Below are 20,416 nucleotides of genomic sequence, written 5' to 3'. Positions count from 1 at the left end.
GCTATGGAAAATGTAAACAAGAAAATCCTCCTAGTCGAAGACGATCCTAACTTTGGTTCAATTTTGAAAGATTATTTGAGTCTCAACGATTTCGAGGTTACCTTGGCTAAAAACGGAATGGAAGGTTTCGAAAAATTTAAAAAAGACACCTTCGATTTGTGCATACTTGACGTAATGATGCCTTACAAAGACGGATATACTTTAGCTAAAGAAATCAGAGAAAAAAACAAGGACATTCCTCTGATCTTTTTAACGGCAAAATCTATGAAAGAAGATGTGCTAAAAGGCTATAAGGTAGGGGCTGACGATTATTTGAACAAGCCATTTGACTCTGAAGTATTATTGATGAAAATCAAAGCTATTATTCAGAGAAAGGCTTCAGATAGCAAAGCAGACAACACTAAATTTGAATTCCAAATTGGAAATTTCCACCTGAATTCAAAATTGCGTTTCTTGACATTTAAAGAAGATGAACCAATTAAACTTTCCCCAAAAGAAAACGAGTTACTTAAAATGCTTGCGGTTCACGAAAACGACTTAATGCCTAGAGAATTAGCGTTGACAAAAATCTGGCGTGATGACAACTACTTCACTTCAAGAAGTATGGATGTTTACATCGCAAAACTAAGAAAATACTTGAAAGCAGACGAGGATGTAGAAATACTAAACATCCACGGTGAAGGTTTTAGACTTGTAGTCAAAAACAAAGTTTCAGAATAATACGAGAAAAGCTTCAAGAAATTGGAGCTTTTTTTTTGGCTTATTTCCAGTCTAGCTCTAAGGCAAAACAAGGTTTTCCGTTTTTAGTAATGGAAAAGATAGATTTGCTAGTATCAGCTGTTTCGTCAATGGCTACTTCATCACCAAGCACGAGTTCCTTCATGAAATTCATGTCAAAGCTTTTTAGTTGTTGTTTCAGGATTGATTTAGGGTTGACAAGGTCAAGACACCATTCCAGATATTTCACATTATTTACATGGTTGACAATATCAAGGTCAGAAAGCACGACTTTTCGGGAGCCTATTTTTTTCAGCGTATCCAGAAGCTCTATTTTCTTCACTCGTTCTACAGTAGCAAACCGTTCAGGGTATTTTTCAAAATGCTCATGCGGAAGTGCTAAAGTCTCCGGTCGGCGTAATTTGGTATTAAAAACCGCCCAATAGGTTTCACAACCAATCACCTTTTTGCCGTTAACATGCATTTCTAAAGCTCTAACAGAACGTGAGTTCTCTAAAGAAACAATCCAGGTTTTTACAGTAACAATGTCTCTCCATTTTGGGAGTGACTCGATTTCAAGTTTCATCCGGCTTAATACCCAGGCCTGATTGTGCTGCTGCATATCAGTAAAGCTAATGCCACCAATATCGGCATGATCGCCGGCAGTAAGTTGAAGCAAATTGCAGAGATCTGTGTATTTAAGATAACCGTTAGGTGTACAGTGGGTAAAATTCAGTTCCCAATCCCGACTATAGATGGATGTGAAATTTGAGGCTATTGGCATAAATAGATGGATTTTTAGGTTGTTTCAATGGTTTTTTCGATATACTCTAAAATTACATCAAAATCGGTTTTGTAGTCAAACCATTTAACGTTTTCTGTTCTTTTAAACCATGTCATCTGGCGTTTGGCAAAACGTCGTGTATTTTTCTTGATTTCCTCAACGGCAAAATCCAAAGTACCATCACCATCAAAATAGCTAAATAATTCGCGATAGCCAACGGTTTGCAAGGCATTCAAATCTTTGTTTGGATAAAGGCGTTTCGCTTCTTTTAATAGCCCAGCCTGCATCATCAGGTCGACACGAAGATTAATCCGTTCATACATGTCAACCCGTTCAGCTTCTAAGCCTATTAGAATTGGAATAAAATTCCGGGTATTTTTTTTCTGATTTAAGAAAGAAGAATAGGGTTTTCCGCTTCCAATGCATACTTCTACAAAACGCATCAGTCTTTGAGGATTCAGTAATGTTTGCGGATTTTCTTTTGAAATCGTATCAAAATAAGGTTTATCCAGCTTCTCTAATTCTTGCTGTAAATAGCCAATACCTAATTTTTCGTAGTTGGCGATAATTTCTTCCCGTATGGATGGATCAATCTTCGGAAAACTATCAAATCCTTTTAGTATTGCATCGACATACAATCCGGAACCACCTACTAATACGGCACAATCATTTGTTTTGTATAATTTGTCGAGCATGCTGATTGCTTCACGCTCAAAATCACCTACAGTATAATTCTCAAAAATGGATTTATTCTGGATGAAATGATGCACAGCAGCATCAAGTTCTTCTTTTGATGGAACTGCCGTCCCTATTGTCATTTCTTTAAAAAACTGTCTTGAATCACATGAAATAATCTCACAGCCAAAGCTTTTGGCAAGTTGGATGCTCAAGGCAGTTTTGCCGATAGCTGTCGGCCCGATAACAATAATCAGATATTTCATAAGGTATGTCCGCAATGATAACAATATTTCGCATCGTCTCTGTGATGATCGGCACTGCAATTAGGACAGACCTGAGTGTTTTCATGAACCGTCCTGCCTTTTGACATAAACTCAGCGGTAACCAATCCGGTAGGAACTGCAATGATTCCATATCCTAAAATCATAATAATCATAGAAACGAATTGACCGAATGGAGTAACTGGCGTAATATCGCCAAAACCTACAGTAGTTAAGGTAACAATTGTCCAATAAATACTCATAGGAATGCTTGTAAAACCACTTTCAGGTCCTTCAATCATATACATGATTGTTCCCAGAATAATACAGAGTACAATTACACTAAAAAGAAAAACGGCAATTTTCAACCGGCTTTTTTTTAAGGCATAAACCAGCTGATTGGACGCTCCAACAAAATGCACGAGCTTTAATATCCTGAAAATACGGAGTAACCTGACTGCACGTAAGGAAACAAGAAAATGTAATCCTGGAAAAAGTAAATCAACATAAGTAGGTAAGGTAGCCAGCAAGTCGATAATTCCGTAAAAGCTAAAAATATATTTTAAAGGCTTTTTGACGGCAATTACTCGTCCAATGTATTCAAGCGTAAAGAAAACAGTGATAATCCATTCAATAATGGCAAGCTCTTTACCATATACCAATCGTATTGAGGCAACGCTTTCAAGCATTACGGCAACAATACTTATAATGATCAGCAATAGCAGAATAAGGTCAAAAAGTTTACCAAATGGCGTATCAGCTTCATAAATAATTTCATGAAGCTTCTTTCTTAGCTTTTCTGTTTTTGTGATTTCCAAATCAGTTGTTATCGGATTATATCAAATTTACTAAAAGTCTTAAAACGATAAGATTTTAAAGACTTTCTTTTTTCTGAGATAGTTCAAAATTATATTTTTTGAATCCCGGTTGTTCTTCATCGGAATGATGATGTTTTTCAGAATCTCGATATTGTTTACCTGATAATTGAGATCAAAAAAGGCATAGCCTTTAAAAACTCCGTCTTCAATCAGTATTGCGCTTCTTTCCTGAATGTTTCTTCCCCGATCAATAACAATCATATTCTGCTTCTGGTACTCGTTATTCTCAAAAAAACTTTCTACACGGATATTGTATTCCTCTGGAGATTCTTTTTGGATACAGGCACCCTTGCATTGGTTGAGTTCAAATGGGAAACAATGGTTTTTTACAATTTCAAGGCCGTTTATTTTCTGGCAAAGCTCATACCTGTCCGTTATCTTGAACAAGGCGCTTTGGGCTTCTATAGGGCTGGAAAACGATGCCAGTTCTTTTTTTCGGGCATCTGTTTTTTGGATTCTTAATGCGATATAGCCGTTGCGGTCTTTCTCAGAATAAAGTGACCATGGAAAAATGCTCTTTTTTAGGGAGCGGTTGTATTTTGGCTTGTTGATTTTGATTTCCTCAGCTTCTTTTAAAAGCGCAATCAGTTCGCTTCCAGTTTCTTCATAAGTCACATCAAAAACTTCCAGCTGTATTTTTTTTGATTTGGAAGTAGTGCCGGTAAAATGCTGGTTGACACGTTTTTTAATATTTCGGCTTTTCCCAATATAAATCAGGTCACCATTTTCTTTATGGATATAATAAATCCCAGTTGTAGAAGGCAGTTTTGATACTATATCGAGAAGTTTTGGAGCAAGTCCCTTTTCGATTTCGGTTTTGACAAAACTCTTGACGATTTCTTTTTCAAGGTCTTTGGCCAATAACATTTTGAAAAGCTTTACGGTAGCCATAGCATCACCCGTAGCTCGATGCCTGTCAGCCATAGGAATGCCCAGTGCACGGACTAACTTTCCTAAACTGTAAGAAGGCTGGTCAGGAATTAATTTTTTAGATAATTCTACTGTACATAGGTTTTTACGCTGAAAGTCATAACCAAGGCGTGAAAATTCCGTACGCAGAATCCTGTAATCGAATTGCGCATTATGAGCCACGATAATACAATCTTCCGTGATTTCAATAATGCGTTTCGCAATTTCATAAAACTTGGGTGCGCTGTTTAACATGGCATTATTAATGCCGGTTAATTTAACTACAAAAGGCTGTATTGTCTTTTCGGGATTGACAAGACTTATGAATTGGTCAACAATTTCGTGTCCGTCAAATTTATAGATAGCAATTTCGGTAATTCCTTCTTCATTATATTGGCCGCCGGTTGTTTCTATGTCTAATATTGCGTACAAATTCTTTTTTACGTTTCTGTTAGTCTGCAACTGTATTGCAGGTTTATTTAATTATCTAGTCCCAAAGATACTACTTCCAATCCGAACCATTGTGCTTCCGCAATCAATTGCCAGCTGATAATCGCCAGACATTCCCATAGAAAGTATTTTTATCTCGCAATTATCGGCTTTTAGAGATTGTGCCAGGCGGTCAAAAATAGATTTCAAGTGGTTGAATTCTTTTCTGATTTGGTTTTGGTCGTCAGTAAATGTTGCCATTCCCATCAGGCCTTTGATTTTTATATTTTTTAATTGGGCAAAAGTATCCGATTGCAATAATTCGTTAAGTTCTGATTCACTTAACCCAAATTTTGTCTCTTCTTCCGCAATATGAACCTGTAAAAGACAGTCGATAACCCGATTGTTTTTTAGAGCTTGTTTGTTGATTTCCTCTAATAATCGAGAACTGTCAACACCATGAACCAAACTCACAAATGATGCCATAAATTTGACCTTATTCGTTTGTACATGGCCAATCATATGCCATTCGATATCCTTTGGCATCTGCTCAAACTTTTCGGCCATTTCCTGAATCTTGTTTTCGCCAAAAATACGCTGTCCTGCTTCATAGGCTTCCATTAGGTCAGCAACCGGCTTTGTTTTGGAAACGGCTACAAGCGTTACATGGTCTGGTAATGCAGATTTTATTTCAAGAAGGTTATTTTTTATTGACATTATTGAAATGATTATAATTCATAAACTACCAATCCACTTCTAAATTTCGGATCGATATACGTACTTTTTGGAGGCATGATCAGGTTGTTGTCTGCCAGTTCTTTAATCTCTGAAATATCGGTTGGGAAAAGCATAAAACCTAACTCAAACTCGCCTTCATCAATCACTTCTTTTATCGTTACGATAGATTGTTTTCCAGGAATATAATCTATGCGTTCATCATTTCTCAAATCGGTAATCCCAAGAATAGGATGTAGCACTTTTGTATACAATATCTGTGCATCTAGACTTTCTAAAACAGAAGAGAAACTATGACCATCTTTTAAAACCAGAGAATAAAACTCATTGTCAAGATACATTCCGAACTCAAATTTTTTGGTTGGTTTCCATAATTCCTGCTCCTTATTTTTAATCCAGAATTCATTGGATAATAGGGCAAGGAAATCCTCTTTAGAATGTCCGTTCAAATCACGGATAATTCTATTGTATTCGTATATCTTGACATTGCTTTCAGCAATCAGAAAGCTCATAAAATAGTTGAGATTTTCGTTTCCTGAAGCTTTGTCTTCTTCATACAACAATTCAGCGGAAGCCGATCTGTGGTGGCCATCAGCAATATAAACGCTTCCTATTGCTTCAAATTTATGTTGTAGCCAGGAAATTTCTTCGGGAGTTTCAATCTTCCAAAGGATATGTTTTTCCCTCTTGGTAGTGGAGAACTCATAAAGCGAATCGGCCTGTTTTTTTTCAAGTATCCAATTGGTCAATTCAGCATCGTCAGGATACGTAATCAGAACGGGTTCCGTATTAAATCCTGTGCTATGAAGATAATCTTTGAATAGCTCTACACGATATTGTAGCGTGTCTTCATGTTTTTTGATGACATTGTTTTGGTAATCTTCAATACTTGTGCCTGCAATTATTCCGGTAAAAGTCTGCGTTTTGGTCTGTATCTCATACAGAAAGAAAACGGGTTTTTCTTCCTTGATCAGTACATCTTCCTCTTTAAAGTCGTGATATTTTTGTGCAACCAACTTAAACCTTTTTTCAAGTCCTATTTTCTGCTGGTTTACATACGCAGGATTTAAGACATGCAAAAATGAAAACGGATTAAAATCCAATTGCGAAGCCAGTTCGGCAGGCGAATACTCGTCATAGGAACGAGAAGTCACCAGACTTACTTTATCACGTGTAGGACGAACTGCTTTAAAAGGAATAATTTTTGACATAAATTGTAATCAGTTGATAGTGGAAAGTGGATAGTTTATAGTAGTGGATAGTTGATAGGGGATAGATGGAAGTTGATAATTGATAGTGTATGGTGGATAGTTGGGAGTTATTGGCGAAAAAAGATATTCAAAAATCTAAAATCATAAATCCAAAATCTAAAATCATAAATCCCAAATCCCAAATTCAAAAACCAAAAGTCTAAAATAAGAAACCTCTCACTTTAGACTTTCAACTTTCCAACTTTTAGACTTTTCAACTTTCAGCTTTAAAACATTATATAAATTGCTTTGCTACTTTTTCAGCTTTTTTGGATTCTGAATAGTCATAGAAACCTTCTCCTGATTTCACGCCTAGTTTTCCAGCTCTAACCATATTCACTAAAAGCGGACAAGGTGCATATTTTGGATTTTTAAAACCTTCATACATTACATTCAGAATGGCAAGGCAAACATCAAGACCAATAAAATCGGCTAATTGTAAAGGTCCCATTGGGTGTGCCATTCCCAGCTTCATTACCGTATCGATTTCATAAACGCCTGATACTCCGTTGTATAGCGTTTCGATAGATTCGTTAATCATCGGCATCAGGATTCTGTTGGCAACAAATCCAGGATAATCATTTACCTCAACAGGAACTTTTCCTAATTTTACAGATAAATCCATGATGATTTTAGTGACTTCATCAGATGTATTGTAACCTCTGATGATTTCAACCAATTTCATAATCGGCACCGGATTCATAAAGTGCATACCAATTACTCTTTCCGGATGTGCCACTACAGCACCTATTTGCGTAATAGAAATAGAAGAAGTATTGGTTGCTAAAATGGTATTATGAGAACAAGCATCATTCAGCTGCTTGAAGATATTCAATTTTAATTCTACGTTTTCGGTTGCTGCTTCAACTACTAAATCAACTCCAACAACACCATCTTTGATATCAGTATAAGTAATGATATTGCTAATGGTTTTTAATTTGTCATCTTCAGTAATTGTTCCTTTTGCTACCATACGGTCAAGGTTTGCAGCAATTGTTGCCATTCCTTTGTCCAATGACTTTTCTGAAACATCGATTAGTTTTACTGTAAATCCGCTTTGTGCAAAAGTGTGAGCGATTCCGTTACCCATGGTTCCGGCTCCGATTACGGCTATGTTTTTCATTTATTTAAAGATTTGAAATTTTTAGTGGTTGAAATTATTTCTTGAAGCAATCAATGATTTGGTAAGCTACTCTCAAGGCTTCAGTACCATCTTCCAATGTTACGATTGGCGTGGTGTTGTTATTGATGGCATCAGCAAACGTTTCCAGCTCATCAAGGATAGCGTTATTGGCTTCTACATCTGGGTTATCAAAATAGATTTGCTTTTTGACACCTTCGGCATTTTGCAGAATCATGTCAAAATCTCCCGGTACTTCAGGAGCGTCTTTCATTTTTACAACCTCACATTTTTTCTCCAGGAAATCAACAGAAATGTAGGCGTCTTTCTGAAAGAAACGGGACTTACGCATGTTTTTTAAAGAAATTCGGCTTGAGGTAAGGTTTGCCACGCATCCGTTTTCAAACTCGATACGGGCATTGGCAATATCCGGTGTATCAGAAATTACAGAAACGCCGCTGGCATTTATGGTTTTCACTTTTGATTTTACGACACTCAATATAGCATCGATATCATGTATCATCAGGTCTAAAACAACTGGGACATCAGTACCACGAGGATTGAATTCAGCCAAACGGTGTGTTTCGATAAACATCGGATTTTCAATCATTGCTTTCGTAGCCTTGAAAGCAGGATTAAATCGCTCCACATGGCCAACCTGTCCTTTGATGTTGTATTCTTTAGCCAAAGCAATGATTTCTTCAGCTTCTTCAACAGTGTTTGAGATGGGTTTTTCAAGGAAAACGTGCTTGCCAGATTTGATAGCTACCTTGGCGCATTTATAATGAGAAAGGGTAGGAGTTACAATATCGACAACATCTACAGCGTGGATGAGTTTTGCGATAGTGTCGAACCTTTTATATCCAAATTCCTTGGCTACTTTTTCAGCATTTTCCTGATTAGGATCATAAAAGCCTACTAATTCATATTTTTCAGATTGTTGTAATAAACGCAAATGAATTTTTCCTAGATGCCCGGCACCTAATACTCCAACTTTTAGCATATAAATGTATTTTCCACAAAAATAACATTAATTGTTTAAAGTTTAAGTGCTTGCAAACACAAAAATATTCGAAGTTTTTTTGTAAAAATTAAAGACTCAATTTTTCTTTAAAATTGTTGGTTTGCCTTCTGGAGATTTCCACTTTTGTGTCTTTGGGAAGGTGTACAAGCAGGTTGCCGCTAAACCACGGGTCAATCTTGCCTATATATTCCACATTTATAATCTGGTTCCGATTGGCACGGAAAAAATAATCTTCAGGCAATTTTTCTTCAATCTGGTTTAACGATTTGCTGATTGTGGCTTTTTCATCCTGGAAAAATATTTTAGTATAGTTTCCGTCAACCTCAAACAAATAAATGTCTGAAATCTTGACCAGCCAGCATTTTTCTCCGTCTCGTAAGAAAATCTGATTGTTAAGGGTAAGTTTTTTACTGTTTCGTTCTTCCTTTTCAAGTAGGTTTTGGCCCACTTTTTCGATGGCTTTTGCAAATCTCTTCGGATTGATAGGTTTTAAGAGGTAATCCAAAGCATTATATTCAAACGATTTAATAGCATATTCATCAAAGGCTGTGGTGAATATGGTAATAGGAACCTTGTCAAGCATTTCAAGCAGTTGAAAACCGTCTTTTTCCGGCATATTGATATCCAGAAAAAGCAAATCAGGATTGGTAGAATTGATAAGCTGGAAGCCGGAATCTACATTTTCTGCTTCCCCTATAATCTCGATTTCGGGATGATTCTTGATGAGCTCTTTTAACTCATTTCTGGCCAAGCGTGAATCTTCAACTATTACAGCTTTTATCTTTTTCATGATTTAACTAGGATGGTTATTTCTGCAACGACTTGATTTTCTATTTCCTGTAGTTTAAAAGTAGCATTTTCTCCATAAATGAGTTGCAGTCTTTTTTCTATATTTTTGATGCCCAGTTGGGTAGAATCTTTTTCAATACTTAATGCTCCGGTATTAGATACTACAATTGTCAGGGTTTCATTATTGTTTTGAATGTCCAGCGTAATTTCACCGCCATCCTTGAGTTTTGATATGCCATGTTTTACCGCATTTTCAACCAGCATTTGGATAATCATTGGAGGGATTTCTACTTTTAGAAGACTGGTGTTTATTCTTGGCGTATACTTTAGTCGGTCTTCCAACTGTATTCTTGAAATTTCGATAAAGTTTTCTACCATTTCAATTTCTTCTTCCAGGGCAATCGTATTAATGTCGTTTTTGGTTAGCGAGTACCGAAGCATTTCAGACAAACGGGTAATCATTTCTCTTGATTTCAAAGGATTTTCAAGTATCAGTCCACGAATGTTATTCAAGCTGTTGAACATGAAGTGTGGGTTTATTTGTCCTTTTAACGAATTGAGTTGCGATTCTTTTAGAGAAGATTCCAGTTCAAGCCTGTTGAATTTTACTTCATTGATATATTCATAGATTTTTATTGCCAGTATAATAAAAAGCCAAACAAGAAACTCCGCTACAAACCCTGGCACATTTGTTATTTTCATCAACAGTGTCAAATGTTCAGTATTGCTGACGCCAAAATAATACATGACCGGAATGTCAAGTAAAGGCCATAAAGCAAAGTGGTAAATAACTTGTGCAAATGAAAATACAAAAAACAGATTCCACCAGTCTTTTTTTCTTAGGTTGGAAAGATTAAACCTCGTTTCAAGGAATAACAGTATTATATACGACAAAACAAACCCTAATAAGGCACAGAGAAATCCTTCCCATAGTGTATAATATAAGGCGTTAAGTTGTCTGGATGTCAAACCTTCCGAAAATTTAGCATAAGAAATCTTGCTAAAAGTCAAAGTACTGAAAGTATATATCTGCCAGCCCAGAAAATTTAATAAGTGATATTTACCGCTCTTTAAAAGTTTCATTGTTATTATATTAGGCATTCAAGTGCCGCACTTGCTATTTGTAAAAGTAATGATATCATCTTTTCTTAGGTGTTTTTATACCTTTGGCAGACTATCTCTGCCAAAGGTAATGGATTAAATTAGTTTTTAGGTTGAAAATCCGGATGGCCTACCTGCCAGAAGGCAAAGCTCAATACATCGGCAATTTCTTCGTATGATTTTGATTTGGAAGCCCCTCCAAAATGCCCGGCTTCATAATCTACTTTTAACAAGGTAGGCTTGTTGGAAGCGTTGGCTTCTAGCAAACGGGCCGCAAATTTGGCAGGCATCCACGCAATAATTCTTGGGTCGTTGAATCCTGCTGTTGTCAACGTAGCAGGGTATTTTACTCCGTCTTTTAAGTGAAGATAAGAATCCATTTCAATTAAGGCTTTTGCCTCAGATTCAACTTTCATAGTACCAAATTCAGCTACATTTGCAGGTCCGTTAGGTGAGTTTTCACTTCGAACGGTATTCATCATTCCAACACCCGGAATTGCAACTGCATATAAATCAGGTCTTTCAGTAATTGCTCTTCCTACAAAAATTCCTCCGGCACTACGGCTATAGATTGCTGTTTTGGTTGGATTAGTGTAACCTTCATTAATCATGTATTCCGTACAGGCAATCACATCTTTCCATGTATTCTGTTTTGTTGTCTTTTGGCCATCCTGATGCCATTTTTCACCTAATTCGCCCCCGCCTCTAACATGGGCTACCGCAAGTATTCCTCCTCGTTCTACCCACAAAAGCAATTGTGTATTAAAAGAAGGTGTTATTGAGGCTCCATAAGCGCCATAACCATAGAACAATACTGGATTGTTTTTGTCTTTTTTCATTCCTTTTTTATAAATAATCGATAAAGGAACTTCAACGCCATCATAGGATTTAGCCATTAGTTCTTCAACTTCAAAGTCTTTAAATTCAGGATATTCGATAATTGTTGAAAGTTGCTCTCTTGTGAAAGTATTCTTTTTTAGATCATATCGATATCTTTCTCCTTTGGTTGTCCAACCTGTTGTACTTATCCATACATCAGAGAATTTAGGAGCTCTGGCAGTTACGGATATGGTAGCTGCTTTTTTAGGAGTCGCAATTTCCTTGTGTTTTTTTCCTTCGAAGTCAGTAAAATAAAGCTTACTTTCCACACCATTTTTTGTTCTGGTATAAAAAATACCGTCTTTTGTTACTATAGGTGAATTGAGATTGGAATCACTACTTTCAGGGATGACCAAGGTAGCTGTAGCCACATTAGGATTGGCAATACTGGTTTTTATTACTTTAAATTTTGGAGCATTTAAAGTGGTATACATATAAATGTCTTTCTCACTTAGAATGAAATTTTTTACTTCATCCTTCCTGTCAGTAAGTAATTTCCAGTTTATTTTTTTCTTATTGAGATCTGAACCTGGTGCTATATATACTTTTTGATTCTGGTCTACAGTATAAGGCATAAAAAACAAAAGGTTACTATCAATATCATAACTAACAAAAGGAATTTCTTCATTGGTTATGCTTAATTCTGGATACATTGCCTTTGTAAACAAAGTCTTGTCTTGCGAAACATCACTCCCTACAATGTGAATTTTTGTTACCATATCCATTTGGGCGTTCATGTCATGAACATCTTCTGTTGGTGATTGGATGTAAATAAATGAATTGCCATCTTTCAGCCAGTTAGCACCTCCAAAACGTAACCTGTCAATTTTTTCAGGAAGAATCTTATTGTTAGTCAAATCCATGAGAAACATTTCACTCATTTCACCACCGTTTTTTGAAATGTTGATAGCTATAAGTTTTCCGCTTTTGTTAGCTGAAAAAGAGCTGATACTAAAAACATCTTTACTATTCTTTTGATAGTTTTCAGGATCAAAAATGAGAGCTTCTTTTCCTTTTAGACCATTTCTCTTGTATAATTTGGAGACTTGATCATTTGGTGTGGTCTTAAGATAAATATAAGTACCGTCATCCAGGATTGATAAACCTCCAATCCCCTCTGTAGTTCGATTATTTATTGAAGTCAACTCATCAATAATATGCTGTCTTCCCGGAATAGAACCCAATATTGAATTGGTGTAATCTGCCTGGCCTTTCATCCAGTTAAGCGTTTGCTCATTTTTTAAATCTTCAAGATTTCTGTACTTGTCTTCGATCTTGATTCCATAATAATCATCTGTTGCAGGAACAGAAGGAGCTTTTGAAGGTTTGGTCTGCCCAAAAGAATTGGCAGTGAAAGTAATGCCGATTGTTAGCATTGCAATTTTTCTTAATGTGGTCATTTCCATAATTCGTGTTTTTTGGTTGTGATTATGCGAACGTTTTTTGATTGATGAGTCAAAAGTAGGAGTACATTCAGATAAAAAATCCAAAAAAATGACGAACGGTCAATTAAGCATTTGAATGGTAGGCTACTGATAAAACATTCGCTGAAACGTTTTAAAATCGAGTTTTCTTTTCTTATTTTTACCCCTCAAATAAACCTCCAAATTTTGAAAGATACAGCCAAACATCAAGGACTTCGAAATCAATTAGTAACTGTCTTACAACAAAAAGGCATAACAGATAAAAATGTTCTGGAAGCAATTAAGAAAATTCCAAGACACCTTTTTTTGAATTCAAGTTTTGAAGACTATGCGTATCAGGACAAGGCCTTTCCTATAGGTGCCGGGCAGACTATTTCCCAACCGTATACAGTTGCTTTTCAGAGCCAGTTACTGGAAGTTGAGAAAGACCACAAAATTTTAGAAATCGGAACTGGTTCTGGTTATCAGACGGCTGTTCTGTGTACAATGGGAGCGAAAGTGTATAGCATAGAAAGACAGAATGAGTTGTTTAAGACAACTTCTTTGTTATTGCCAAAACTGGGTATCCGACCAAAACATTTGTCGTTTGGAGACGGTTATAAAGGCTTGCCAAATTATGCTCCGTTTGACAGCATAATCGTCACGGCCGGAGCTCCAATTATTCCTAAACCGCTAATGGCTCAATTAAAAGTAGGGGGAAGGCTCGTTATTCCTTTGGGAGAAGAACATCAGATTATGACAATGCTGATACGTAAAAATGAAACTCAATTTGAAAAGCATGAATTTGGAGAATTTCGCTTTGTGCCTTTATTGGAAAATAAAAACTAAAAAAGAGCCCATTATGGGCTCTTTTTATTGGCTGATGATATCTAAATATCTTTCGAGGCTTTCTTTCTCTATTTGGGCTATAAAAAGAAGAAAGTCTTCTTTGTCAGAAGTTGTCTGTGCTTTCTCGAGGGTTTGATAATACTGCATTCTATTGTCATAATCTCCTTTGATATTGGCAATAATATAACCATGCGAAAGTAGGACAAGATTCATTACCAGACGTGATGTTCTGCCATTTCCATCAATAAAGGGATGTATGGTTACTAATCGTTCATGCATTTCTGCCGCTAATAAAACAGGATGAAGAGAGTTTTTATTGGTTTCATACCAAATAAAATAGTCTTCCATTTGCTTGGACACCATAAAAGGTTGTGGAGGCATATACGTACTGCCTTTTATCATGACTTGTACTTTTCTATAACGCCCAGCATCTTCCGGATGTATTCCTCTTAAAATTAAATTATGTATACTGAGGACTTCTCTTTCATTTAAAAGTGAATTTTTTTCCATCAAATGTTTGATGTAGCCAATGGCTTCCTGATGGTTAATGGCCTCAAGATGTTCACGCATGCTTTTTCCTGAAACAGTAAGACCTTCGTTGATTACGAGGTCAGTTTCTCGTAATGTGAGTGTGTTTCCTTCAATTCTGTTGCTTTCAAAGGTATATTCTAGCTCGAGTGCCTGTGTAATTCTATAGCTGTCAAATTCTCTAAAGGTGTCTAACTTTGTTTTGAGAGCATCAATTTCCGTAAGGATTTTTTGAAGCGAGCTTGGAATTTTTTTGACAGATTTGGCCTGATAACGAATTTCTTCTTCCGCAACTTTCATTGCTTTTAAAGCAAATTCTTCATCTCCAATTTCATACAGGATTTTTTCTTTTAGCCAGGCTACCATTAAGGTTTCCAAATCAATTTCCAGAACAGTTGCTAGTTTTGGCAGTTGATCTCGTGTTGGCTTTCGGGTTCCTGTTTCAAATTTGCTAATAAGTGCCTGATCAATGCCTGTTTGTTGAGACACTTCTCTCACTTTCATGTTTTTTAGTTCCCGAGCTGTTTTAAGAAGTGTTTTCATTTCATGTCTAATTTAGTCTTGACAAAGTTAGTCATTTTTTTCGAGAAAAAAAACCGTTTCCTAACGAAACGACTTTTTTATTCTGTCCAAATCTCTTTTGGTGTCCTGTTCCTTGAGAGATTCTCGTTTGTCATAGGTTTTTTTACCTCTTGCCAATGCAATATCCAATTTAGCCAATCCTTTTTCATTAGTAAAGAGTCGTATGGGAACTATGGTCAGTCCTTTTGTCTGTACATTTCTCCATAGCGTTTTGAGTTCCCGTTTATTTAAGAGAAGTTTTCTTTCGCTTCGGGCTTTATGATTGAATTGATTTCCAAATGCATATTCTTCAATATACATATTGATAGCAAAGAGCTCATTATTGTTGAATTCGCAAAAACTTTCGGTGATATTGGCTTTTCCTAATCGGATAGATTTGATTTCCGTTCCGGTTAATACTATTCCAGCTGTATACTTTTCGATTATTTCATAATCGAAACGAGCTCTTTTGTTTAATATATTAATTGTTTTCAACATAGGAGTGCAAATGTAGGAACATTTAAGTAAATCCCAATTAGGGTTAAGAAATTGTTAGATAATATTTTTCAGACTATGATTTTTGTCAGTCTTTACGTTTTATTTCCCGACTACTTTTGGACTATAATTTAAAACTGATAACAATGAAAAAAATAATTTTAGCTGTAATAGCGCTAACGGTATTCGGAACAAATTTGGCAAACGCTCAAGAAGAAAATAAGGTAGATTTCAAAAAGTGGCAGGTACGTGTCAGAGGTGTTGGCGTTGTTCCTGATGAAAGCGCTAAAATTGGAATCATTGGCGGAGATGCAAAGATTTCCAATACATTTATTCCGGAGCTAGACTTCACTTATTTCTTTACAAAAAACATTTCGGCTGAGCTGATTTTAGGAACATCCAAACATGATGTAAATACGGTAGCTTCTGATATTTCAGCAGTAGGCGGACCAACATCAGCTGATGTGAATTTAGGAAGCGTATATCTTTTGCCTCCAACATTGACAGTACAATATCATTTCCTTCCGGATCATATTTTTAATCCTTATGTAGGTGCCGGTGTGAATTATACGATTTTTTATAATGAAAAAGCGGGCAATACTGTAAGAGGCATAGAATATGAAAATTCTTTCGGTTATGCTTTTCAGGTAGGCTTTGACTTGATGTTAGATGATAAGTTTTTTATCAATATGGATATAAAGAAAATATTTTTGAAAACAGATGTCACGGTCGACGCATCAAACCTTGCCGCTGGGTTAAGCATTCCTGCTGATGTTGAAATCAATCCGTTATTGCTTGGTTTTGGGGTAGGAATGAAATTTTAGAGACCTCTTTTTTAGTTTTTAGAGGGATAAGACTGCTTGAAAAAGCAGTCTTTTCTTTTATGGATGGATCAATTCGTCAGAAATCTTTTCGTCAGTAACGGTTATACGGTATAAATTACCAAATTCAGATTCTGGTATATCTTCATATTTTGAAGCACCCAGAAGTTTGTTAATGTAGTTGGGAATCGTATTGCTATGGCCAACTATAAGTAGTGTCTTTCCCTGGTTTTCGGCAATTATCTTTTTTAAGTCCATTGCATCAGGTTTGTAAAAAAGAATGTCTTTTTGTTTGGTTGCTGCAATAGCGGAACAGGTTTGTTGGGTTCTGTTATACATAGTTGTATAAAATAAGTCAATTGGTGTTTTCTCAAAATAAGCAGCCCAGTTTTTGGCTCTTTTTATTCCTGCGTCTGAAAGTTCCGGATTGCTTGAAAGATCAGCTTTTTCCGCATGACGAATCAGATAAATAGTGGTTGTTGCTGGGTTTTGGGCTGAAACAGTTTGCATAATTAGGAAGAATAGGATAAGACAAAAATTTTTCATTGTGTTTTGCTTTCTATAAAATTAAACTAATTTTTGAAATACGTATTTTTGCCAGATGGAAAACAAACAACCCAATAATCCGCTTCACGGAATCACGTTACAAAAGATGTTGGAACAGCTGGTCGATTTTTATGGATTCGATACTTTAGGCGAATTGATAAAAATCAAATGCTTTACTGTTGATCCGAGCATCAAATCAAGCCTTACTTTTTTAAGAAAGACTGATTGGGCCAGAGCTAAGGTCGAACAGCTCTATATCAAGACGCTTCCTAAATTTGCCAAATAAAAAAAGTGCGAGCCGGTTTTCCGGCTCGCACTTTTTTAGGCTTCAGCAATACCTTTCCATTTCTTAATATACATTGAAAACAGAAGCAGGAATAAAAAGACAAATACTATATTCAAACCAAACATATGCATATAATGTTCGTCTAACCATTCTATTTGTGGAAATTGTTTTCTTTCCATCCCATTTGCTCCATAGGTGTAGGAATCATAGTAACCTGAGGTACGTTTGAGAATATCTATCAAGACAGCATAACTTATCGGGATGATAGCGGGCATAAGCCATAAAGTCTGATTGATAGTGATTCCTGTAATTCCTTTACTTTCTTTAGCTTTAAGGATAATAGCAAAATAGAATAGTAACCCTAAAAACAACAGTATATAAATGATAGGGAAAGTCATACTATGGCTTATTATTACAGAAATAATTCCGCTAATAATTCCAAAAAGTCCAAGTGTTACGAAAGCTATCAGCCAGTTTCTGCCCGATGTAATCTTAAATGAAAAAACACAAAGTGACAGACCTATTGAAAAATAAAATAGACTCATGATAAACTCCAAATTGACTACCGGATTTTCATAGGCTCTGGAAATTTTCCCATACGATTTTGTCAATGCATTAAACGGGACATAATATTTTGAATAAACATATTTTTGTCCGTCAACAACCTTGATAGTCTTTGATAGTGTGTCAAGAGCGGCAGCTTCGTCTGTAACTATATCAGCGTCAATATAGTCAGTATTTACACCCTCATAATAATTATAATTTTGACTGGTTTCTTTGCTGGTTTTTCCAACATCAATATATTTTGTGAACTCAGGATAATCATAAATGAGTTCGAACCATTTTTCAGGAGTGATGTTTGAAGACAGTTTGTGCTCTTTGGATATTTTGAAAAACTCTTTAAACAGTAACTGTATGGAATCTTTTTTGTTTTCAATTAGCCATCGTTTGCCTTTAAGTTCCAATAAAGAATCTTTTTTATCATTAAAATAAGTAAAACCTTTGAGCTGTTTATTTACTAATGATTTAAGCGAGTAATTTCTGGAACCGTATTGGAATGAATCTCTTTCCACCTGGACAAATTCGCCATTCCTCTGCTCTGTGATAAAATTGCTTTCACGATACGGGCCTTCCACAAATAAAGAAGAAAGACTGATGATTTCAAGTCGTTTACTAAGTTCCTTTTCCGAAAAATAATTTCTTGCTTTGAGATCCTGTGCATAGAAAAAGGAAGCTGAAAAGGTGGAGTTCAAAATGCAGAATAACAAAATCAACAGCCATTCTTTGTATAATGAAAATTTTCCTTTGGGATAAAAAGACTTAAAAGCGTTGTTTCGGGAATAGTAAACCAGCCAGATAATAAACATAAAAATACTTATCAGCACGCTGACAAATACGATAATCGTATCGTCAAATCCGTAGTCATAAAAGTCATTCGAATCCGTAAAATCGATAGATCCTTTTGAATATCCTAAAAGGAAAAAGATAAGATGGAAAATCAGCGTTAGTATTGAAAACAAGGCAATTTTACTGTTCCAAAGTAGCGGATGTGTAAGCAGGAGTTTTTTTTGAATATTGACAAACATAACGTTGAGTTTTTAGGAAACGAAGAATCTTCGGGTAGATTTTGAAATATTTCTGAAATATTGAAGCGGAATCTGCTTTTCTGTAATGATTCTTAAGAAATCATAAGTATCCATACTTGCAGAAAACGTTGCAATGTAAGTACCTCCATTAAATTTAAGAGAGATTAAGTTACCTGATAAAGCCTCGTTAAGCTGGTTTTGTGACCATTCGCTTTCAAATTCAATAATAAGAAACTCTTCTTCTGTTTTTTCTGTTTCTTGCGGATTAGCTTTTGAGTGGAGATTTTTCTGTTCCCCATTTTTTAGAAAAATCACCTGATCCGAAGTTTTTTCGACTTCATACAACTGTTGTGAACTCAATACGATTCCAATCGGACGGAAAGGTGATTTTGCAATTGCCCGGAAATCTTCCAGTACGGTTTGTTGTGCAAGTATATCCAGATTGGCAAGAGGTTCGTCAATCAGCAATATTTTTGGTTTTCTTAAAAGCATCCTTGCCAGCTCAAAACGCATCTTATATCCAGAGGATAAATTCTTCCAGCTATGATTTCGGTATTTTCTTAAGTTGAGTCTGGCAATGATTAATTCTACGATTAATTTATTCTCTTCCGGTTTATAGCCATAACTAGAGGCCGTAAACTGAAGGTTTTCAAACATGGAGCCATGCCAGGTTGCCGTTCTTTGCGGTATATAAACCAACTGCGTCCTTAAATCATAGGCATCGTTAAAATCGAAATTATAGCCTAGTTTTCCTGAAGTCGCAAATAACTCTCCACAAAGAAGTCGGAGTAGGGTAGTTTTCCCGTTACCGTTTTCACCTACAAGACCTAGGATTTCTCCTTGGTTGAGTTCCAAATCTATAGATCCAAGTGAAAAACTCGCATTTCCGTATGTTTTTTTGAGGTTTTCTGCAGTGACAAGAATTTGTTTTTCAGGAACGGGTTTGTTTTTTAACTGTTGGTAAAGTTCCTCGAGCAGTAATGCGAAACGTTGCTTTTTTAAATCAATGTTATTTTCATTCTGGTCAAGCCAGTCCAATAACTCGTTAGTTTTTTGATAAAAAGAAATGTCTTCCGTGTCGAGCGTAAGATCGATTATTCTTTTGGTAAGCAGCGAATAATCTTCAAAATCCAAGAAACTTTTGATTTCCTGAAACTGTTTCTCAAATTCTGTCATGATATAAATCTATATACCAAATATAACAGAAAAATCTTCCAAATAGTACTTCTTATTTTATTTTGTAGGCAATCATCAAACCGCCTCTATATAAGATCCATTCACCACTTTTATTATAATCATGTATCCAGGTGTCATATCGTTCTCCGGTTGATAATAAATACCCTTTATAAAAAGCTTCCTGATGTCCGCCGCCAACAAAAAGATCCAATGCCCATTTATCACTTAGTTTCCATTGGTAGCCAAGTGTCAATCCTAGCATATAGTTATAACCTTTCTGGTAAAAGTCGGTATCCTTATAGCCGTACTTCTGAAGTTCAAATGTGCCTCCGCTGACGTTAGCTCCAACATAAAACCCGTTATTTTTTTCATTAAAGTGATAACGTACTTCAGGTGTTACGATTAACGCTTTGAATGGAGCACCGTTTACAGATTCCCAAAATGAGGCCGTTGCATCAAGCTGGAATGTCATTTTTTTTCCGATACTGGTTTCGATTCCTATATTAGAGATAAGTGCCAAAGCAGAAGCTCCATTAAATTTTACATAGGTCTGGCTGTAGGAAAGGAATGTGCTTGCAAGAAACAAGAGCGATAAATATTTTTTCATTCTTA

General features: G+C 36.0%; 21 protein-coding genes. 4 read left to right on the top strand and 17 right to left on the bottom strand.

The features are described from left to right. The first annotated feature begins 3 nt into the window (after positions 1 to 3). Positions 4 to 720 carry a response regulator transcription factor gene (locus FJA49_RS01975; protein WP_139998295.1) on the top strand — a complete coding sequence of 239 codons (717 nt, stop codon included), beginning with the start codon at positions 4 to 6 and terminating at the stop codon, positions 718 to 720. Between the two features lie 40 nt (positions 721 to 760). Here FJA49_RS01975 and FJA49_RS01970 read toward each other — a convergent pair whose 3' ends face one another. From FJA49_RS01970 to FJA49_RS01920, 11 genes are all read right to left on the bottom strand, one after another. Further along, complete coding sequence (locus FJA49_RS01970; RefSeq protein ID WP_139998293.1) at positions 761 to 1,501, bottom strand: acyl-[acyl-carrier-protein] thioesterase; 741 nt, start codon at positions 1,499 to 1,501, stop codon at positions 761 to 763. 14 nt (positions 1,502 to 1,515) lie between these two features. Then, the gene (gene miaA / locus FJA49_RS01965) at positions 1,516 to 2,442 is read right to left on the bottom strand and encodes a tRNA (adenosine(37)-N6)-dimethylallyltransferase MiaA (protein ID WP_139998291.1); all 927 of its coding nucleotides are present in this window, start codon (positions 2,440 to 2,442) and stop codon (positions 1,516 to 1,518) included. Next, a complete protein-coding gene (locus tag FJA49_RS01960) occupies positions 2,439 to 3,257 on the bottom strand; it encodes an ion transporter (RefSeq protein ID WP_139998289.1) in 819 nt (272 codons plus the stop codon). Before FJA49_RS01960 ends, miaA begins: the two co-directional genes overlap by 4 nt. 39 nt (positions 3,258 to 3,296) lie before the next feature. Then, positions 3,297 to 4,688 carry an exonuclease domain-containing protein gene (locus FJA49_RS01955; RefSeq protein WP_139998287.1) on the bottom strand — a complete coding sequence of 464 codons (1,392 nt, stop codon included), beginning with the start codon at positions 4,686 to 4,688 and terminating at the stop codon, positions 3,297 to 3,299. Between the two features lie 21 nt (positions 4,689 to 4,709). Further along, positions 4,710 to 5,372, bottom strand: a complete 663-nt coding sequence (locus tag FJA49_RS01950; protein WP_139998285.1) for a YggS family pyridoxal phosphate-dependent enzyme — start codon at positions 5,370 to 5,372, stop codon at positions 4,710 to 4,712. Positions 5,373 to 5,383: 11 nt separating this feature from the next. Continuing rightward, positions 5,384 to 6,601, bottom strand: a complete 1,218-nt coding sequence (locus FJA49_RS01945; RefSeq protein WP_139998283.1) for a DUF1015 domain-containing protein — start codon at positions 6,599 to 6,601, stop codon at positions 5,384 to 5,386. A gap of 274 nt (positions 6,602 to 6,875) precedes the next feature. Further along, positions 6,876 to 7,763 (bottom strand): 3-hydroxybutyryl-CoA dehydrogenase, encoded by an 888-nt coding sequence (locus FJA49_RS01940; protein ID WP_139998281.1) that lies wholly within the window; start codon positions 7,761 to 7,763, stop codon positions 6,876 to 6,878. Between the two features lie 34 nt (positions 7,764 to 7,797). Further along, entirely contained in the window at positions 7,798 to 8,763 is a 966-nt protein-coding gene (locus FJA49_RS01935) for a Gfo/Idh/MocA family protein (RefSeq protein ID WP_139998279.1), read from the bottom strand. A gap of 88 nt (positions 8,764 to 8,851) precedes the next feature. Beyond that, a complete protein-coding gene (locus FJA49_RS01930) occupies positions 8,852 to 9,574 on the bottom strand; it encodes a LytR/AlgR family response regulator transcription factor (protein WP_139998277.1) in 723 nt (240 codons plus the stop codon). After that, positions 9,571 to 10,656: a sensor histidine kinase gene (locus FJA49_RS01925; protein WP_139998275.1), complete on the bottom strand. Its 1,086-nt coding sequence runs from the start codon at positions 10,654 to 10,656 to the stop codon at positions 9,571 to 9,573. Before FJA49_RS01925 ends, FJA49_RS01930 begins: the two co-directional genes overlap by 4 nt. Positions 10,657 to 10,775: 119 nt before the next feature. Further along, on the bottom strand, positions 10,776 to 12,959 hold the full coding sequence (locus FJA49_RS01920) for a prolyl oligopeptidase family serine peptidase (RefSeq protein ID WP_139998273.1): 2,184 nt from the start codon (positions 12,957 to 12,959) through the stop codon (positions 10,776 to 10,778). Positions 12,960 to 13,163: 204 nt separating this feature from the next. Between FJA49_RS01920 and FJA49_RS01915 the strand changes: the two genes are divergently transcribed. Continuing rightward, on the top strand, positions 13,164 to 13,805 hold the full coding sequence (locus FJA49_RS01915; protein WP_139998270.1) for a protein-L-isoaspartate(D-aspartate) O-methyltransferase: 642 nt from the start codon (positions 13,164 to 13,166) through the stop codon (positions 13,803 to 13,805). A gap of 24 nt (positions 13,806 to 13,829) precedes the next feature. Here the strand turns inward: FJA49_RS01915 and FJA49_RS01910 are convergent, their stop codons facing one another. Both FJA49_RS01910 and smpB read right to left on the bottom strand, forming a co-directional pair. Then, the gene (locus tag FJA49_RS01910) at positions 13,830 to 14,876 is read right to left on the bottom strand and encodes a Fic family protein (protein WP_139998268.1); all 1,047 of its coding nucleotides are present in this window, start codon (positions 14,874 to 14,876) and stop codon (positions 13,830 to 13,832) included. Positions 14,877 to 14,936: 60 nt separating this feature from the next. After that, on the bottom strand, positions 14,937 to 15,392 hold the full coding sequence (smpB, locus tag FJA49_RS01905) for an SsrA-binding protein SmpB (RefSeq protein ID WP_139998266.1): 456 nt from the start codon (positions 15,390 to 15,392) through the stop codon (positions 14,937 to 14,939). 143 nt (positions 15,393 to 15,535) lie between these two features. Here smpB and FJA49_RS01900 point away from each other — a divergent pair, with 143 nt between their 5' ends. Further along, positions 15,536 to 16,213, top strand: a complete 678-nt coding sequence (locus FJA49_RS01900; protein WP_139998264.1) for an OmpW/AlkL family protein — start codon at positions 15,536 to 15,538, stop codon at positions 16,211 to 16,213. A 57-nt stretch (positions 16,214 to 16,270) separates the two neighbouring features. Here the strand turns inward: FJA49_RS01900 and FJA49_RS01895 are convergent, their stop codons facing one another. After that, the gene (locus FJA49_RS01895) at positions 16,271 to 16,756 is read right to left on the bottom strand and encodes a SixA phosphatase family protein (RefSeq protein WP_139998262.1); all 486 of its coding nucleotides are present in this window, start codon (positions 16,754 to 16,756) and stop codon (positions 16,271 to 16,273) included. 55 nt (positions 16,757 to 16,811) lie between these two features. Here FJA49_RS01895 and FJA49_RS01890 point away from each other — a divergent pair, with 55 nt between their 5' ends. Then, a complete protein-coding gene (locus tag FJA49_RS01890; RefSeq protein ID WP_139998260.1) occupies positions 16,812 to 17,042 on the top strand; it encodes a VF530 family protein in 231 nt (76 codons plus the stop codon). Between the two features lie 35 nt (positions 17,043 to 17,077). Here the strand turns inward: FJA49_RS01890 and FJA49_RS01885 are convergent, their stop codons facing one another. Genes FJA49_RS01885 through FJA49_RS01875 form a run of 3 tightly spaced genes read right to left on the bottom strand, consistent with a single transcriptional unit; the run spans position 17,078 to position 20,411 of the window. Then, on the bottom strand, positions 17,078 to 18,628 hold the full coding sequence (locus FJA49_RS01885) for a GyrI-like domain-containing protein (protein WP_139998258.1): 1,551 nt from the start codon (positions 18,626 to 18,628) through the stop codon (positions 17,078 to 17,080). Positions 18,629 to 18,640: 12 nt separating this feature from the next. Beyond that, entirely contained in the window at positions 18,641 to 19,804 is a 1,164-nt protein-coding gene (locus tag FJA49_RS01880; RefSeq protein WP_139998256.1) for an ABC transporter ATP-binding protein, read from the bottom strand. 52 nt (positions 19,805 to 19,856) lie between these two features. Continuing rightward, the gene (locus FJA49_RS01875) at positions 19,857 to 20,411 is read right to left on the bottom strand and encodes a DUF3575 domain-containing protein (protein WP_139998254.1); all 555 of its coding nucleotides are present in this window, start codon (positions 20,409 to 20,411) and stop codon (positions 19,857 to 19,859) included. Between the last annotated feature and the right edge of the window lie 5 nt (positions 20,412 to 20,416).

The organism is Flavobacterium microcysteis (genome assembly GCF_006385255.1).
Taxonomy (GTDB): domain Bacteria; phylum Bacteroidota; class Bacteroidia; order Flavobacteriales; family Flavobacteriaceae; genus Flavobacterium; species Flavobacterium microcysteis.
The sequence above is the reverse complement of the archived record's forward strand: the minus strand, read 5'-3'. Positions and strand labels throughout refer to the sequence as shown.